Origin of the sequence: Mesorhizobium sangaii, assembly GCF_014207355.1 — a bacterium.
Taxonomy (GTDB): domain Bacteria; phylum Pseudomonadota; class Alphaproteobacteria; order Rhizobiales; family Rhizobiaceae; genus Mesorhizobium; species Mesorhizobium sangaii.
Genome location: NZ_JACHEF010000001.1, coordinates 1,211,137 through 1,226,694, shown reverse-complemented (window position 1 = coordinate 1,226,694; position 15,558 = coordinate 1,211,137). Strand labels below are relative to the sequence as shown.

Below are 15,558 nucleotides of genomic sequence, written 5' to 3'. Positions count from 1 at the left end.
AGCAAAGGAGTTCATGCCATGAAAATTGCACTTGGAGCCGACAGCGCCGGCAAGCCGCTGCTCGACGTCATTGCCAAGCATCTCGCCACGAAGCCGGAGCTGCAGGTGATCGATCTTAGCCAGGCCGGATACTACGCCGATATCGCTGCCAAGGTCGGTCACGAAATTCTGGACGGCAACTACGACCGGGCCATCCTGTTCTGCGGCACCGGCATTGGCGTCAGCATATCCGCCAACAAAGTCCCCGGCATTCGCGCCGCATTGACCCACGATACCTATTCCGCCGAGCGCGCCGCCAAGTCCAACAACGCACAGATCATCACCATGGGCGCCCGCGTCATCGGTCCCGAACTGGCGAAATCGATCGCCGACGCGTGGCTGGCCTCGGAGTTCGATCCGAACGGCCCCTCCGCGGCAAACGTGCAGGCCATCGACAAGCTCGACAGCAAGCGCTGAAAAACGCGCGGGGATCCGCTCCTGATCAGCCGGTCAGGGCGACCCGCATTGCCTCGATCACGGTTACGGCGGACGCGGCGCCTGGGTCCATATGGCCGAGCGAGCGTTCGCCGAGGCGCGACGCCCGGCCCTTGGCGGCGATCATCGCCTTGGTCGCTTCCGCGCCTGCCTTTGCCGCCTGGACAGCAGCCCCGAGACTGTCCGCCAAACCCTTGCCGGAGGCCAGCGCCTCGCCCGCCGCCTGCGCCGCCGGCGCCCATGCATCCATCATCGTCTTTTCGCCCGGCTCGGCCTTGCCGCGATCCTGAATGCCCTTGGCCATGGCCTGGAACATTGCGACCGCGTCGGCGTCGTCAAGCGTCGTCTTGCCCTTCACGGCTGCCGCGCCGCGCATGAACGCAGTGGCATAGAGCGGACCCGAGGAGGCGCCGACGGCATTCAGGAACGACTTTGCCGCCGTATTCAGCAAGGTGGTCGGATCGGTCGCCGCGGCATCCAAAGCAGCGACCGCATCGCGTGCCGCCGAAAATCCCAAGTCCATCGCAATGCCGTGGTCGGCGTCGCCGATGATGCCATCGAGTGCGCACAGCCGGTCCCTGTCTGCCGATACGGCGGCCGCGATGGCCGCGAACATGCCGGCAAGGCGGGCGCTGTCGATTGTCGTCATGTCTTTGTCCTTGCCGCTGAAGGTCTATTGTTTGACCATGATCTTCTCCGAAAATCGGAACCCCACTTTTCGGGATCATGGTCTAGCCGGCGCGAAACATGGCGCAGTCGCAGGGGTGGTCCAGCATTGTCTGCAACTCGCCGTCCAGCCGATGTAAAGTAATCGAGGCCCCGGCCATTTCGAGTGAGGTGCAGTAATTGCCGACCCAGGTCGCGTGAATGGATACGCCGATATCATCAAGCCGGCGCTTCACCCGCCGGTTCATGATGTAGAGCTCCATCAGCGGCGTCGAACCGAGCGAATTGACCAGTACCGCGACCTTGTCACCTCGCGCCGGCGCCATCTCGTCGAGGATCCTGTCCAGCATCTCGTCGGTGATCTCGTCGGCCGTTTTCAGCTTTCCGCGCGCGATGCCGGGCTCGCCGTGGATGCCCATCCCGATCTCCATCTCGTCCGGCCCGATCTCGAAATTCGGCCGGCGGGTCTGCGGCAGCGAACAGGGCGACAGCGCGACGCCCATGGTGAAGGTGTGGTCGTTGGCCTTCCCGGCGATGCGCTCGCATTCGTCGAAGGACAGCATCCGGTCGCAGGCAGCCCCGGCAGCCTTGAAGATGAAGAAATTGCCGGCGACGCCGCGCCTCTTGTGCCGCTGGTCGCGCGGTGCCGAGGCGACGTCGTCGGTGCTCAGCACCGTGCGCACCTCGATGTCGTCCATATCAGCCATCTCGGCGGCCATGTCGAAATTCATCACGTCGCCGGCATAGTTGCCGTACATGAACAGGACACCGGCGCCGCCGCTGACCGCCTTGGCGCATTCGAGGATCGGGTCTGGCGGCGGCGAGGCGAAGACGTTGCCGATGGCCGCCGCATCGGCCAGCCCCTTGCCGACGAAGCCGAGAAAGCTCGGCTCGTGTCCCGAGCCGCCGCCGATGACGAGGCCCACCTTGCCTTGGCGCGGTCCGTCGCGGGCGATGATCGAGCGTGAACTGCCGTCGATGCTCTTGAGATGGCGGGGATGCGCGGCCAGGATGCCTTCCAGCATCTCGTCGACGGCGCGGTTGCCGTCATTGATGATCTTCTTGGTCTGCACCAGCAGCCTCCCGATTTCGATATTTTTGCAGATAGTACCGGGTGTTATCGGGATTTCCACCCGGCAAACAGTATTTCACGCGTTGCGGTGTTCGCGCGCCGCCGTTGTTGACAAGCATGCCTGGACGGACGCGATTAGTGTTCTTCACCAAGCTTGCGCGGTGCCCAGCGCTTGCGATCCGGCGGCTAGCCAGCACTGCGGCCTGCGGACCGGCCTGTCCGCGAAAACGACGTGCGAAGGCGATAGCGGTCGCCGGCATATCGGATCGTCGACGACAGCAGCGGCCGGCCGGCCGCATCGACGATGAGCTGACGCATCACCAGGGTGGATTTGCCGGCGTCGATGTCGAGGTGGCGCGCCAGTATAGAATCGGCGCCGTGCGCCTCGATCGTGGTTTCGGCGCGCGCCAGATCAACGCCGGCATCGATCAGCAGGCCGAACAGCGACGCGGTGCGGAAGTCGATACGGCTGAGATCGGGGACGAGGGCGACGGCGAAAAACGAGGTGTCGACGGCGACCGGAACCTGGTCGAGGCGGCGGATCCTTTCCAGGTGGAACAGCGTCGCGCCGGGCGCGATCGACAGTTCCTCGGCTTCGTCCAGCGAGGCAGGCGCTTCCTCGGCGCGCAACACGTCGGAGGAGGGCGTCAGGCCGAGACGCCTGGCGGTCTCGCTGAAGGATTCCAGCGTGTTGGGAAACTCCTTCGGCACCTTGGCCGAAACATACCAGCCGCGCCCATGCGAAGGGGTCAGCACTCCCTCCTCGACAAGGCTTTGCAGGGCCCGGCGCAAGGTCACCCTGCTGATCGACATGCGCGTGAACAGATCGCGCTCGGGCGGCAGCCGCGCGCCCGAAGCAAGCTTGCCGGCGGCGATCTCCTGCAGGATCGCATCGGCCGCTTGTCGCCAGAGCGGTTCGGGTCCGTCCGACTGCAGTGGCGAGCCCTCCATTTCAGTTACCATCCGCCCTGATCTTTTCCCAAACGCCCGTTCGCATCGAACGGTAGCAGGCGTCAATTACCTGGTTGACGACGACGCCGTCCTCGAAGGTTTCCAGTGGTGTCGTCCCCGCCGCGAAGTGTTCCACAAAATGCCGCATCTGTTGTGAAAAACCGTAGGCTCGGGTCTCCTCGGGCACCGGATAGACCCAGCCGGTCTCGGAATCCGCCTTCTCGACGAGGTAACCCACGGGCTTTTCGATAAAGCCCCAGACCGGGCCGACGGACGTGTCGGTGACGATGCGACCGGCAGAGCCGACCAGTTCGTGGCGAAGCTGCATGCCGCCTTTTTCGATCCATGACGATTCGATCGTCGCGAGCTGGCCGCCGGCGAATTTCAGCAGTGCGATCGCCGTGTCTTCCCCGGTTGTCTTATCACCGTGGACCATAGTTGCGCCCCACGCCATCACCTCGGTGATCAAATTGTCCTTGCCGAAGAAGTGGCGGGCGCTTTCGACGGTGTGGCAGCCCATGTCGAGCAGGGCGCCGCCACCGGCGAGCTCGGCGTTCCAGAAATGCGGCGCGTGCGGCCCCGAATGTGCTTCCCGGGCGCGCATGGTGAGGAGATTGCCGATGCCGCCCGCCTGTATCATCTGGTGGGCCTTGACGATGTTGGGGGAAAACACGGCGCATTCGGCATAGCCATGCCAGATGCCAGCACGCTGGACGATATCGAGGATTTCCTGCGCTTCCTTGCCCGTGCGCGCCAGTGGCTTGGTGCAGATGACGGCCTTGCCGTGCCTGGCAGCGATCCTGACGGCTTCGAGGTGGATCTCGTTGGGCAGCGCGATCACCACGAGCTCGACCACCGGATCGGCGCATAGGGCGTCGATATCCCTGTGGGCGGTGACCTTGGGGCCCCATTTTTTCGCGAAGGTTTCGGCGCGCTCGAAGCTGCGCGAGGAGCAGGCCACGAATTCGGCGTTGCGTACGTCGAGCAGCGAATCCGCATAGGTCTCGGCGATAAAGCCCGAGCCGAGAATTCCAACTCCAATCATCAAGTCCTCCCAGACTTTTGCCATCTGTTTGGTGGTGCCAGTCCGAACTGCGATCGCTCGATAGGAAAAGACAACACAATACCACTTGTCACAACATGTATCAGTAGGTATGGTTCCAGGCAACAGTGCAAAATCGTGAATCCACACGAGGCACCATCTTGAGGGAGAGCAGGAAAATGCGTTCCATGCGTGTATCGATCTCGCTGGCGGCGACGCTTGGCGTGATGTTTTCAGGCGGCGTAGGTGCCGCTTTTGCCGACCCGGTCACCATCACCTTGAACAGCTGGCGGACCGAGGATATCGCGGTCTGGCAGGACACCATCCTGCCGGCCTTCGAAGCCAAGCATCCCGACATCAAGGTCGAGTTCGCGCCGATCAACACCAATGAATACAACGCCGCCATCCAGTCGCAGATCGAAGGCGGCGCTGGCGGCGACCTGATCACCTGCCGCCCCTTCGACGTGAATCGCGAATGGATCAAGCGCGGCTATTTCGAATCCCTGGAAGGGCTGCCGGGCCTGGAAAACTTCGACAAGACCTCCCGCGCCGCTTGGTCGGGCGCCGACGACAAGGCCTACTGTCTGCCGGTCGCAGCCGTGCTCGCCGGCTTCTACTACAACGCCGACATCTTCAAGGAACTGGGTTTGAAGGTGCCGACCACCAGCGCCGAGTTCATCGATGTCCTGCAGGCGATCAAGAAGGACGGCCGCTATACGCCGCTGGCTTACGGCTCGGCCGAATCCTGGCAGCTCGCCTATAACGGCCTCTACAGCATCGGTCCGGCCTATTGGAAAGGCGAGGAGGGCCGGCTCGGCCTGATCGACGGCAAGAAAAAACTGACCGACCCCGAATTCGTCGATGCCATCGCCGCCTTCGAAGCCTGGAAGCCGTTCCTGCCGGCCGGGCAGGAGAGCCTGAACTATGCCGACATGACGCAGCTGTTCACGCTCGGCAAGGCGGCCATCCTCCCGGACGGCTCATGGGACATCAACCAGGCGACCTCGACCGGCCTCAATATCGGCGTGTTCGGTCCGCCGGTGCCGAAGGCCGGCGACCAGCGCTACCTGCAGGAAATGCCGGACATGGGCATCGGCATCAACGCCAAGAGCACGCACAAGGAAGCCGCCAAGACCTTCCTCGACTGGGTCGCCGGACCCGAATTCCAGGAGCTCTATGTCAACGCAGCGCCCGGCTTCTTTGCCATGAGCAGCAAGCCGGTCACCTACAAGAACAAGCTGGCGCAGGATTTCGCCGACCTCAAGCAAGGCGCTGAGCTGACACCGCGGCTGGCGCTGGATCGCTTGAGCGCCGGCACGCCGCCGCTCGACGACGAGACCTGGCGTCTGCTGCAGGTGATGTTCACCAAGTCGGACGTCACCCCGCAGCAGGTCGCCACCGAGCTTCAGACCGGGCTCGCCTCCTGGTACGGACCGCAAAAGAAGTAATCCGGGAACGCCTTGCGCATGTCTTGCCAGCCGGCGAGGCATGCGCGAAGCCTTCGGGCACGCCGGCGCATCCATGCCGGCGTGAACAAGAGGTCATCAATTGATATCTCCCGCTGCCGCCCACAGAAACCTGTTGCTGTTCGTGCTGCCGGCCCTGGCCGTCTATCTGGTCTTTGCCGTGCTGCCGCTGGCGACCTCGATCGTGATGAGCTTTTTCCAGACCAATGGCGTCTCTGGCGACACCTTTGTCGGCCTCGCCAATTACGTGCGCCTGTTCACACATCCGACGATCAGCGCCCGCTTCTGGAACGCGCTTTTGAACAACATGCAGTATTTCGCCATCCATCTCATTGTCGAAGTGCCGATGGGCCTGCTGTTGGCGGCATTGCTGACGTCGGGAAAACTGGCACGGTCGGAAGGTATCTATCGCACCTTGCTGTTCATACCGGCGACGCTGTCGGTGGTCATTGTCGGCTTCGTCTGGCGCCTGATCATCAACCCGCTCTGGGGCCTGGTCGGTTTTCCGCTGCTGGGCACGGAATCGACCGCACTCACCACGATTTCGCTGATGTCGGTCTGGCAGTATTTCGGCATCCCGATGGTCTTCCTTTACAGCGCCTTGCTGGCGGTGCCCAACGAGCTCGTCGAGGCCGCCAACATCGATGGCGCTGGCGGCTGGACGACGTTCTGGAAGATCAAGTTCCCGCTGATCGCGCCGCAATTCGGTCTGATCGCGATCCTCACCTACATCTGGACGTTCAACGGCTTCGACCTGGTGTTCGCACTCAACGGATCGGCACCCGGGCCGAACTACAGCACCGATATCCTCGGCACCTATTTCTACCGGACCTTCTTCGGGTCGAGCGGGCAGCTTGCCGATCTCGATCTGGGTGCCGCGGTCGCGACGATCATCTTCCTCACGGTTCTGTTGGTGACAGCAGTCTATTTCTGGCTGATCCAGCGCCGCCTGAAATCCTATTCGGTCTAGGAGCTGACATGAGCGCCCCTGACCTCACCATGCCAGTTGCCCGCCGCCGCCCGGACCGCGAACCCTGGACGCTGGAGCGCATCATCGTCCACGCGCTGCTGATCCTCTTTGTCCTGCTTGCCATAGGACCGGTGCTGATCGTCATCATCAATTCGCTGAAGACGACGCCGGCGATCTTCGATGGCCCATTCGACCTGCCGACGGCCAAGACCTTCAGCCTTGAAGGCTACAAGCGGGTCTTCATGCGCGGCAATTTCATCGTCAACTACCGCAACAGCCTGATCGTCACGGTGACGACGATCGTGCTGACGGTGGTCCTGTCGACGCTCGCCGCCTTCGCCCTGGTCGAATACCGCGTGCGGGTTGCCTCGCTGCTCGCCGGCCTGTTCGTGCTCGGCATCATGTTGCCGATCCGGCTCGGCACGATCCCGCTGATCCAGATGATGCTTGCCTGGAAGCTGATGGATACGCTGGCGGCCCTGATCCTTGTCTACACCGCCATGAGCATCCCGATCGCGGTGACGCTGATGGTCACCTATTTCCAAACCGTTCCGACAGATCTCAAGGAAGCAGCGCGCATGGATGGCGCGAGCGAACTACGCACCTTCTGGATCGTGCTGCCTCTAGTCAGGCCCGGCCTCGCCGCGGTGGCCGCGCTGACCATGCTGCCGGTCTGGAACGACCTCTGGTTCCCGCTGATCCTGGCCCCAAGCCGGCAGAACCAGACGGTGACGCTCGGCGTGCAGCAATTCGTCGGGCAGTTCATGAACGACTATCCCGCACTTCTCGCCGCGCTGACGCTTGGCGCGGTGCCACTCGTCCTGCTGTTCACCCTGTTCTCGCGGCAATTCATCAGCGGCCTGAGCAAAGGCTACAGCAAATAACCGGACGTCCCGACGGACGGATTTCGCAAGACTTCTACAATTTCGAACTGATGGAACATCAAGATGCAGATAGGCAAATACATCCGGCGGCAGCCTTCGACCCTGACCGCGCTGCCCGCCGCCATCGGCTCGGATCTGGATCGGTTCGCCAGCCTGCGCCAGAAGCCGCAGCGCATCGTGCTGCTCGGCACCGGCTCCTCGATGAATGCGCTGCTGGCCGGCGCCGAGGCGCTGGAGGAGGGCACCGGGGCGTCTGTGATCGCCAAGGAGCCGGAGGCTTTCCTGCGCCTGCCGCCCAAGGCATCGGACCAACGCACGCTGGTTCTGGCCGCCTCGCAGTCCGGAATGAGCATCACCACGATCGAAGCGGTGCGTTTGTCCGTGGCGCGCGGGTTTCCCACCCTTGTCATTACCGGTGAGGAGGGCAGCCTGATTACGGAGACCGGTGCCGAAGTGATCGTCATGCCGATCGGCCGGGAGACGGTCGGCCCGAAGACCATGGGCTATACCGCCACCGTCATCTCGGTGCTGGCGATCGCCGCCAAGCTCGCCAACAAGACTGTCCATCTGTCGGAGCTTCTCGGACAACTCGAGCAGACAGCGGAAACCGGTCTTGCCGCAGCGAAGGATCTGATCACCCGCTTCGGCGTCCCCGATTACATACTGGTCGCCGGACAGGCGACGCATCTTGGCACTGCGCTCGAGGCGTCGCTCAAGATCGCCGAGATCAGCGGCGTGCCGACTGCCGCCTTCGACACCGAGGAGGCGTTGCATGGGCACGTCTATGGCACGACGAACAACAGCCTGGTGATCGCCATCGCGCAGACCGAGGCCGAGGCGAAAGTCGCCGCCAATCTTGGCGAGGCTCTGGCCGAACTCGGACCGCGTACGGTCGTCCTCAACCTCTCCAGCCATCCGACCCGCTTCGACCTCGATGTCAGCTGGCCGACAGCGCCGGAGCAGCAATGGCTCGCCGGCTGCTGGGCGCCTATCCCGCTGCAATGGTATGGCTGCGAACTGGCGATCGCGCGTGGCATCGATCCGGACAAGATGATCTATCCCAATCTCGGACGCAGGCTCAACGTGCGCATCCGCAAGGAGGCTTGATGGTAACCGCGATCGGAATCGACATTGGCGGCAGCCTGGTCAAGCTCGGCGCCGTCGACGGTTCGGGCAAGGTGCTGGCGCGCGACGCTGTCCCGGTGCATCGGGATATCGAGTTTGCGGATTTCGTCCATCTGGTCACCAAGGCAACCGAAGAGCTGACGCGGCAATACCCGGACATCACGGCCATCGGCATTGGTGTGCCGGGCACGCCAAATCCCGAGACCGGTATGCTCAACGGCCGCTGCCCGGCGATCCCGGCGCTGTTGAAGGGTTCGCTGTCGAAGCTGTTTGGCATTCGCTTCGGCGTCCCGGCCATCGTCCGCAACGATGCCGTCTGCGCCACCCATGGCGAGATGCGGCATGGCGCCGGCCGTCCCTTCTCGCGCTTTGCGCTGCTGACGCTCGGCACCGGCATTGGCGGCGCCATGGTCATCGACCGCAAGGTGATCGACGGCCCGGACGGGTTGCCGCCACAGCTTGGCTGCATCTCGCTTGATCCGGCCCGCACCGACATTGCCGATCCCGTGCCTGGCATGGTCGAGAACCTGGCCAGCGCCCGCGCGCTGGTCAATCGCTATCGCCAGCTCAAGCCGGACACCGACGCCACCAACGCCGAGGCGGTTTGCGATCTTGCCAAAGATGGCGACCCCATCGCGTTGCAGGTTGTCGACGAGGTGGCGCGCTGGCTCGGCCAGATGATCGGCATCATGTCGAACATGCTCAACATCGAGGCGGCGATCATCGGCGGCGGCCTGGCGCTGGCCGGTCCCTTCTTCACCGACCGCATTGCCCTCAATGTCAGGGATTTCGTACTGCTCAAGCCCGGTCGGCCACCTGTGATCGTGGCGGTGGAGCACGGCAACGATGCCGGCGTGATAGGTGCCGCGGCACTGGCGCTCGACATGTTCGCGCCCACGGCAAAGGAATAGCGCCATGGCCGACGTCGAATTGAAGAAGGTTTCGAAGAGCTTCCAGAATCTGAAGGTCGTGCACGATATCGATCTCGACATCGCCGAGGGCGAATTCGTCGTCCTCGTCGGGCCGTCCGGTTGCGGCAAGTCGACGACGCTGCGCATGGTGGCGGGACTGGACAGGCCGAGCGGCGGCGAGATCCATATCGGCGGCAGGCTGGTCAACAACGTGCAGGCCAGGGATCGCGACATCGCGATGGTCTTCCAGAGCTATGCGCTCTATCCGCAGATGACGGTCGCGCAGAACATGGCTTTCGGCCTGCGCATCCGCAAGGTGCCGGACGGCGAGGTGACGCAGCGCATCGCCCGCGTCGCCGACATCCTCGACCTCAGCGAACTGCTGCAGCGTAAGCCGCACCAGCTGTCTGGCGGCCAGCGCCAGCGCGTTGCGATGGGCCGCGCCATGGTGCGGCAGCCGAAGGTGTTCCTGTTCGACGAACCGCTCTCCAACCTCGACGCCAAGCTCAGGGTGAAGATGCGCGCCGAGATCAAGAAGCTGCACCAGATGGTCGCCACCACGACGGTCTACGTCACCCATGACCAGGTCGAGGCGATGACGCTGGCCGACCGCGTCGTGGTGATGAACAAGGGGCGCATCGAGCAGATCGGGCCGCCCAACGATCTCTACCATGAGCCGGCCAGCCGCTTCGTCGCCGGTTTCATCGGCAGCCCCGGCATGAACTTTTTCAAATGCCGCCTGGAAGCGCGCGGCGACCGATTGGCTGTCGTGCTCGATGATGGCACCGCTCTCGCCGTCCCTGCTGCCCGCACGGCACGCTACGTCAGTCATGTCGGGCGCGAACTCGAATTCGGCCTGCGTCCCGAGCACATCACCGAGCGGCGCGAGCGGCGCGACGTCGTCGACATCAAAGCGCCGGTCGAGGTGGTCGAGCCGATGGGAATGGAGACGCTGCTGCATGTGCTCATCGCCGGCGCGGAGGCGACGGCGCGCATCGATCCCGCATCGACACCGAGGCTGGGCGAGGTGGCGACGCTCTCGCTCGGCATGGCTCATATGCATCTGCTCGATCCCGACAGCGGCAAGGTGCTCTGAGCTCCGCTGGGTATCGACACGACATGCCAAAGGGCCCGGCCGAGAGGGTCACCGTTCCCCGCCACACTTTCGCGTGTCAGAAAGCAGAAACAATATATTATTTGTTGACAAATATAATTTTGGAGCGAATTTTTAGGCGCGGTTCCGAACGACCGTGATGGTTCCCAGCAGGCACGGCCATCTCACCGCAGTCCCAGGAATTCGCCGGTCATGATCGACATCCAAAGCGTGTCAAAATCCTTCGTGACCAGGGACGCCGATCCGGTCCACGCGCTGAACGATGTCAGCCTGGAAATCTACGACAATGAGTTCTTCACCCTGCTTGGCCCGTCCGGCTGCGGCAAGACGACCTTGTTGCGGCTGATCGCCGGCTTCGAGGCGCCAAGCTCGGGCACCATCCGCATTGCGGGCAGCGATGTCGCCGCATTGCCGCCGCAGAAGCGGCCGGTCAACACCGTGTTCCAGAGCTATGCGCTGTTCCCGCATATGAGCGTCGCCGAGAATGTGGCGTTCGGGCTGGAGATGCAGAACGCGCCGAAATCGCTGATCGACGAGCGCGTCAGGGAAGCGCTGGAGATGGTGCGGCTCGAAGGCTTCGCCACTCGCCGCCCGGCGCAATTGTCGGGCGGCCAGCAGCAGCGCGTCGCGGTGGCGCGTGCCCTTGCTCCGAAGCCCAGCGTTCTTCTGCTCGACGAGCCGTTGTCGGCGCTCGACCTCAAGCTGCGCAAAGGCATGCAGAGCGAATTGAAGCGCCTGCAGCGCGAAACCGGCATCACCTTCGTGCTGGTCACCCACGACCAGGAGGAGGCGCTCGCCATGTCCGACCGCATCGCGGTGATGCGCAGCGGCGACGTGCTGCAGGTCGGCACGCCGCGCGACATCTACGACAATCCACAGGACCGCTTCGTTGCCGATTTCATCGGCGAGTCCAACCTGCTGCCGGGTGCAGCGCTTGGCCGCGATCCGGCGAAGACCATCGTCGTGCGGCCCGAGCACATCGTCGTCTCGCCGGCATCGGATGGCGCCAGGGGCCACGCCAGGGGAGCGGTGTCAGCCATCACCTTCCTCGGCTCCGACACGCTCTACGAAATTGTGCTCGAAGAGGGGGCAAGGCTGCAGTCGCGCTCGCGCGGCGGGGCGGCACTCGCGACAGGCGATAGGGTCGTCGTCGACTGGGCCCGCGACGCCGAACGCGAACTGGCGAACTGAGGCGGCGATGGGTCCGAACCGCACCTACCTGCTGATTGCACCCGCCATGCTGGTCATCGGCATCTTCATGGTGCTGCCGCTATTCCTGGCGGTCGCCTATTCCTTCATGACCGCCAACCCCTATGGCGGCGTCACGGCGCCGGCGACATTCGACGCCTATCTCCAGTTCCTGTACCAGCGCGACTTCGACGACAGCCTGGTGTTTTCGCCGAGCTATGCGCTGATCATCTTGCGTTCGATCTACCTCGCCATTGCCACGACCCTTATCTGCCTGGTGCTCGGCCTGCCGGTTGCCTGGTACATCGTCTGCCAGACACCGGAGCGCCGGCGGGTCCTGCTGTTTGCCGTCACACTGCCGTTCTGGATCAACACACTGATCCGCACCTATTGCTGGATCCTCATCCTGCGCGACGAAGGCCTGGCGAATGGTGCGCTGCGCCATGCCGGCATCATCTCCGATCCGCTGCCGCTGCTCTATAATGACGGGTCGATCCTGCTCGGCCTCGTCTACACCTTCCTGCCCTTCATGGTGCTGCCGATCTATTCGACGCTGGAGCGCATCGACCCGCGTCTGATCGAGGCCGCGCACGATCTCTACGCCAGCCGCGCCGCGGTCTTCCGCCGCATCGTCTGGCCGCTGGCGAGACCCGGCGCGCTGGCCGGCGCCACGCTTGTCTTTGCACCGGCGCTGGGCTCGTTCCTGGCCCCCGACCTGCTCGGCGGCGGCAAGAAGCTTTTGATCGGCAGCCTGATCCAGATGCAGTTCACCTCGTCGCGCAACTGGCCGTTTGGGGCAGCACTCTCGACCGTCGTCACGGTCGTCGTGCTGACCGTCTTCGTCATCCGTTCGCGCAGGGCACAGGAGGAGCGGCGATGAGTGGCGCAAAACCCTTCGACTGGCGGCACACGCCCGGCCTGTCGGCCTACACCGCTCTGATATTCCTCTTCTTCTACGCGCCGCTGCTGATCCTGGTGATCTATGCCTTCAACTCGAGCCGGCTGGTCACCGTCTGGGCCGGCTTCAGTTTCAAATGGTTCGTCGCGGTCGCCAACAACGGCTCGATCCGTGACGCTGCCTTCAACAGCGTCATCGTCGCGATCGTCGCCACCATCGCCTCGACGGCCATCGCCACGGCCGGCGCGCTGGCGCTGGAACGCGGCCGGCTGCGCTTCGGGCGCAGTGCGGCAACGGCGCTGATCGCGATGCCGCTGGTGGTGCCGGAGATCGTCGTGGCGATCACCACGCTGATCTTCTTCTCCGGGCTTGGCATGCATCACGGGCTCGTCAACCTGATGATCGCCCACACCGTCTTTTGCATTCCGTTCGCACTGCTGCCAATCCAGGCGCGGCTACGCGACATGGGCGGCACGCTGGAGGAAGCTGGCCGCGACCTCTATGCCGACGAGTGGCGGCTGTTTCGCCGCGTCACGCTGCCGTTGCTGATCCCGGCGATCTCGGCCGGCGCCATCATGGCCTTCGTCGTCTCGCTCGATGATTTCCTGATCTCGATGATGGTCTCGAGCGCCGGCTCGACCACCTTGCCGGTCTACATCTACGGCATGATGCGGCTTGGCGTGACGCCGGAGGTCAATGCCATCTCCACCATCCTTCTTGCCGTTTCAATCGTCTTCGTCGCGGCGGCATTGCTCGTCGGACGGCGCAACAGATTTGCCTGAACCATGATCCCGAAAAATGAAGGCGGGGTTTCGGAAAAGATCATGGTCATAACGAGAAAACAAACCAGAGGAGAACGACCGTGACCAAATGGAAAGAAGGACTTTCAGGAATAGCTTTGGCCGCCGCAATACTGGGTGCCATCACCACCACGGCGCTCGCCGGTTCCGGCGAACTGCACATCTACAACTGGACCGACTACACATCGGACGAAATGATCAAGAAGTTCGAGGCGGAGACCGGGATCAAGGTCACCATCGACACCTACGATTCGAACGAGACCGCGCTCGCCAAGCTGAGCTCGGGCGCCGCCGGCTACGATGTGATGATCATCAGCAACGACTTCGTGCCGATCTTCGTCAAGCAGAAGCTGTTCCAGGAAGTCGATGCGGCGGCGATGCCGAATTTCAAAAACGTCGATCCGAAATGGCAGCACCGGTCCTGGGATCCGGACGCGAAATACACGGTACCATGGGTGTGGGGCACCACCTCCTATTCGGTCGACACCGCCGTCTACAAGGGCCCGACCGACAGCCTAAAGCCGCTCTTCGATCCTCCGGCGGAACTCAAGGGCAAGGTCGGCATGTTCGGCTCGCCGACCGAGGTGATGTCGCTGGCGCTGGTCTATCTCGGCAAGGATCAGTGCAACAGCAATCCGGCGGACTTGAAGGAACTCGATGCCTTGCTCGAAGCGCAAAAGCCCTTCGTCAAGGTTTACAATTCCGACGGCATCGTCGAGCGCCAGGTCGCCGGCGAGACGGTCATGCACGAGCAGTGGTCGGGCAAGGCGCTGGCGACACGGCAGCAGAAGTCGACGGTCAAATACGTCTATCCCAAGGAAGGCGTTGTCGGCTGGATGGACAATGTCGCCGTTCCCTCTACGGCGCCCAATGTCGACAATGCCAAGAAGTTCCTCAACTTCCTCATGGATCCCGAAAACATCGCGCTGCAGCAGAAATACACCGGCTACCAGAGCGCGATCGCCGGCTCGAACAAATACCTGGCGGCGGATATTGGCGGCTCGCCGGAGTTCAACCCGCCGGCCGATCTGAAAATCTCGTTTGCGCCGTCATGCGACGAGAAGGCGATCCGCGCCTACGATCGTATCTGGACCAATCTGCGCCAATAGGCTCATGGCCCAAAACGCCGCCCGTTCGCACGGGCGGCGTTTTTTACCTTCTGTCCGAGGATCTCGAAAATGAAGCGCTACGCCCGCACAATTGTCCCGCGCGCCGGCAGGTCGTCGGCTTCTGCCGCCAGCAGGATGTCGGTGGTCACCGCCAGATGCGCTGCCAGCAATTCGGCTGCCTTCTCGGCATTGCGGTCGAGCACGGCATTGGCGAGGTCCTGATGTTCCTTGCTGATGTTGCGGGCATTGGGTGCCAGCGCGACCGAACGGCGGCGGTAGCGCTCGCTCTGGTCGTAAAGCTGGTCGCGCAGGCGCAGCAGCCAGCGGCTGTCGCAGCCGCCAACCAGCGCCTTGTGGAAGGCCGCATGCGCGGTCGCCCATTCGTCGCTCGAATGCACCGGATGGTCCGGTGTGTGCTCTGGCGTTCGCGACAGCCGGTGCAGGGCCGCGACCAGCTGCGATTCCCAGGCGACGTCGCCCACCTCGATAGCACGGCGGATGCACAGCGTTTCGATCTGGATGCGTGTCTTGGTGAGGTCGACCAGATCCTCGGCCGAGATCGGTGCGGCGCGGAACCCGCGTTGCGGTTCGGCCACGACAAGGCCCTCGGACGTCAGCCGCGACAGCGCCTCGCGGATGGCGCCGAGGCTGACGGACAGCCTGTCGCACAGTTCCTGCACCTTGAGCCGGCTGCCCGGTGCGATGCGGCACGACAACAGGTCGGCGCGCAAATCCTCATACGCGCCTTGGGTGAGATTGATCGAGCCTTCCCTAGCCATTGGTTCGCCCGCGGCCGAATCTGTCCATCGAATGCCTCTCATACATTATCGCAGGGAGGAATCAGAATGCAAAATAATATATTCTATGTTGACAGATATATAATTTCTG

Annotated in this window: 16 protein-coding genes; 11 read left to right on the top strand and 5 right to left on the bottom strand. The window is 63.2% G+C overall.

The window, feature by feature from the left end; all coding sequences use genetic code 11:
* Nucleotides 1-18: 18 nt before the first annotated feature.
* The gene (gene derI / locus HNQ71_RS06090; protein WP_095080806.1) at nucleotides 19-456 is read left to right on the top strand and encodes a D-erythrulose-4-phosphate isomerase; all 438 of its coding nucleotides are present in this window, start codon (nucleotides 19-21) and stop codon (nucleotides 454-456) included.
* 25 nt (nucleotides 457-481) lie between these two features.
* On the opposite strand, the gene dhaL is transcribed toward derI, so the two are convergent.
* The 4 genes from dhaL to HNQ71_RS06070 form a co-directional block, all read right to left on the bottom strand.
* A complete protein-coding gene (gene dhaL / locus HNQ71_RS06085) occupies nucleotides 482-1,123 on the bottom strand; it encodes a dihydroxyacetone kinase subunit DhaL (protein ID WP_184871636.1) in 642 nt (213 codons plus the stop codon).
* A gap of 82 nt (nucleotides 1,124-1,205) precedes the next feature.
* Entirely contained in the window at nucleotides 1,206-2,213 is a 1,008-nt protein-coding gene (locus HNQ71_RS06080; RefSeq protein WP_184871635.1) for a dihydroxyacetone kinase subunit DhaK, read from the bottom strand.
* Nucleotides 2,214-2,398: 185 nt separating this feature from the next.
* A complete protein-coding gene (locus tag HNQ71_RS06075; protein ID WP_184871634.1) occupies nucleotides 2,399-3,175 on the bottom strand; it encodes a GntR family transcriptional regulator in 777 nt (258 codons plus the stop codon).
* Nucleotides 3,165-4,208, bottom strand: a complete 1,044-nt coding sequence (locus tag HNQ71_RS06070) for a Gfo/Idh/MocA family protein (protein ID WP_184871633.1) — start codon at nucleotides 4,206-4,208, stop codon at nucleotides 3,165-3,167. Before HNQ71_RS06070 ends, HNQ71_RS06075 begins: the two co-directional genes overlap by 11 nt.
* Nucleotides 4,209-4,384: 176 nt before the next feature.
* Between HNQ71_RS06070 and HNQ71_RS06065 the strand changes: the two genes are divergently transcribed.
* From HNQ71_RS06065 to HNQ71_RS06020, 10 genes are all read left to right on the top strand, one after another.
* A complete protein-coding gene (locus tag HNQ71_RS06065) occupies nucleotides 4,385-5,653 on the top strand; it encodes an ABC transporter substrate-binding protein (protein ID WP_210333747.1) in 1,269 nt (422 codons plus the stop codon).
* A 100-nt stretch (nucleotides 5,654-5,753) separates the two neighbouring features.
* Nucleotides 5,754-6,641, top strand: a complete 888-nt coding sequence (locus tag HNQ71_RS06060) for a carbohydrate ABC transporter permease (protein WP_184871631.1) — start codon at nucleotides 5,754-5,756, stop codon at nucleotides 6,639-6,641.
* Nucleotides 6,642-6,670: 29 nt separating this feature from the next.
* Nucleotides 6,671-7,525 (top strand): ABC transporter permease subunit, encoded by an 855-nt coding sequence (locus tag HNQ71_RS06055; RefSeq protein ID WP_184872251.1) that lies wholly within the window; start codon nucleotides 6,671-6,673, stop codon nucleotides 7,523-7,525.
* Nucleotides 7,526-7,588: 63 nt separating this feature from the next.
* On the top strand, nucleotides 7,589-8,632 hold the full coding sequence (locus HNQ71_RS06050; protein ID WP_184871630.1) for an SIS domain-containing protein: 1,044 nt from the start codon (nucleotides 7,589-7,591) through the stop codon (nucleotides 8,630-8,632).
* Nucleotides 8,632-9,561: an ROK family protein gene (locus HNQ71_RS06045; protein ID WP_184871629.1), complete on the top strand. Its 930-nt coding sequence runs from the start codon at nucleotides 8,632-8,634 to the stop codon at nucleotides 9,559-9,561. The genes HNQ71_RS06050 and HNQ71_RS06045 overlap by 1 nt, the downstream gene beginning before the upstream one ends.
* Before the next feature lie 4 nt (nucleotides 9,562-9,565).
* Entirely contained in the window at nucleotides 9,566-10,657 is a 1,092-nt protein-coding gene (locus HNQ71_RS06040) for an ABC transporter ATP-binding protein (protein ID WP_184871628.1), read from the top strand.
* A gap of 210 nt (nucleotides 10,658-10,867) precedes the next feature.
* Nucleotides 10,868-11,866, top strand: coding sequence for an ABC transporter ATP-binding protein (locus HNQ71_RS06035; RefSeq protein WP_184871627.1), 999 nt, complete (start codon nucleotides 10,868-10,870; stop codon nucleotides 11,864-11,866).
* Nucleotides 11,867-11,873: 7 nt separating this feature from the next.
* Entirely contained in the window at nucleotides 11,874-12,743 is an 870-nt protein-coding gene (locus tag HNQ71_RS06030) for an ABC transporter permease (RefSeq protein WP_184871626.1), read from the top strand.
* Nucleotides 12,740-13,543: an ABC transporter permease gene (locus tag HNQ71_RS06025; RefSeq protein WP_184871625.1), complete on the top strand. Its 804-nt coding sequence runs from the start codon at nucleotides 12,740-12,742 to the stop codon at nucleotides 13,541-13,543. Before HNQ71_RS06030 ends, HNQ71_RS06025 begins: the two co-directional genes overlap by 4 nt.
* Before the next feature lie 80 nt (nucleotides 13,544-13,623).
* Complete coding sequence (locus HNQ71_RS06020; protein WP_184871624.1) at nucleotides 13,624-14,670, top strand: extracellular solute-binding protein; 1,047 nt, start codon at nucleotides 13,624-13,626, stop codon at nucleotides 14,668-14,670.
* Between the two features lie 77 nt (nucleotides 14,671-14,747).
* On the opposite strand, the gene HNQ71_RS06015 is transcribed toward HNQ71_RS06020, so the two are convergent.
* The gene (locus HNQ71_RS06015; protein ID WP_184871623.1) at nucleotides 14,748-15,449 is read right to left on the bottom strand and encodes a GntR family transcriptional regulator; all 702 of its coding nucleotides are present in this window, start codon (nucleotides 15,447-15,449) and stop codon (nucleotides 14,748-14,750) included.
* Between the last annotated feature and the right edge of the window lie 109 nt (nucleotides 15,450-15,558).

Excerpts from the sequence above, each read along its gene's own strand:
- derI (WP_095080806.1), top strand. The coding sequence starts at position 19 with ATGAAAATTGCACTTGGAGCCGACAGCGCCGGCAAGCCGCTGCTCGAC.
- dhaL (WP_184871636.1), bottom strand. The coding sequence starts at position 1,123 with ATGACGACAATCGACAGCGCCCGCCTTGCCGGCATGTTCGCGGCCATC.
- HNQ71_RS06075 (WP_184871634.1), bottom strand. The coding sequence starts at position 3,175 with ATGGTAACTGAAATGGAGGGCTCGCCACTGCAGTCGGACGGACCCGAA.
- HNQ71_RS06070 (WP_184871633.1), bottom strand. The coding sequence starts at position 4,208 with ATGATTGGAGTTGGAATTCTCGGCTCGGGCTTTATCGCCGAGACCTAT.
- HNQ71_RS06065 (WP_210333747.1), top strand. The coding sequence starts at position 4,385 with ATGCGTTCCATGCGTGTATCGATCTCGCTGGCGGCGACGCTTGGCGTG.
- HNQ71_RS06055 (WP_184872251.1), top strand. The coding sequence starts at position 6,671 with ATGCCAGTTGCCCGCCGCCGCCCGGACCGCGAACCCTGGACGCTGGAG.
- HNQ71_RS06050 (WP_184871630.1), top strand. The coding sequence starts at position 7,589 with ATGCAGATAGGCAAATACATCCGGCGGCAGCCTTCGACCCTGACCGCG.
- HNQ71_RS06045 (WP_184871629.1), top strand. The coding sequence starts at position 8,632 with ATGGTAACCGCGATCGGAATCGACATTGGCGGCAGCCTGGTCAAGCTC.
- HNQ71_RS06040 (WP_184871628.1), top strand. The coding sequence starts at position 9,566 with ATGGCCGACGTCGAATTGAAGAAGGTTTCGAAGAGCTTCCAGAATCTG.
- HNQ71_RS06035 (WP_184871627.1), top strand. The coding sequence starts at position 10,868 with ATGATCGACATCCAAAGCGTGTCAAAATCCTTCGTGACCAGGGACGCC.
- HNQ71_RS06030 (WP_184871626.1), top strand. The coding sequence starts at position 11,874 with ATGGGTCCGAACCGCACCTACCTGCTGATTGCACCCGCCATGCTGGTC.
- HNQ71_RS06025 (WP_184871625.1), top strand. The coding sequence starts at position 12,740 with ATGAGTGGCGCAAAACCCTTCGACTGGCGGCACACGCCCGGCCTGTCG.
- HNQ71_RS06015 (WP_184871623.1), bottom strand. The coding sequence starts at position 15,449 with ATGGCTAGGGAAGGCTCGATCAATCTCACCCAAGGCGCGTATGAGGAT.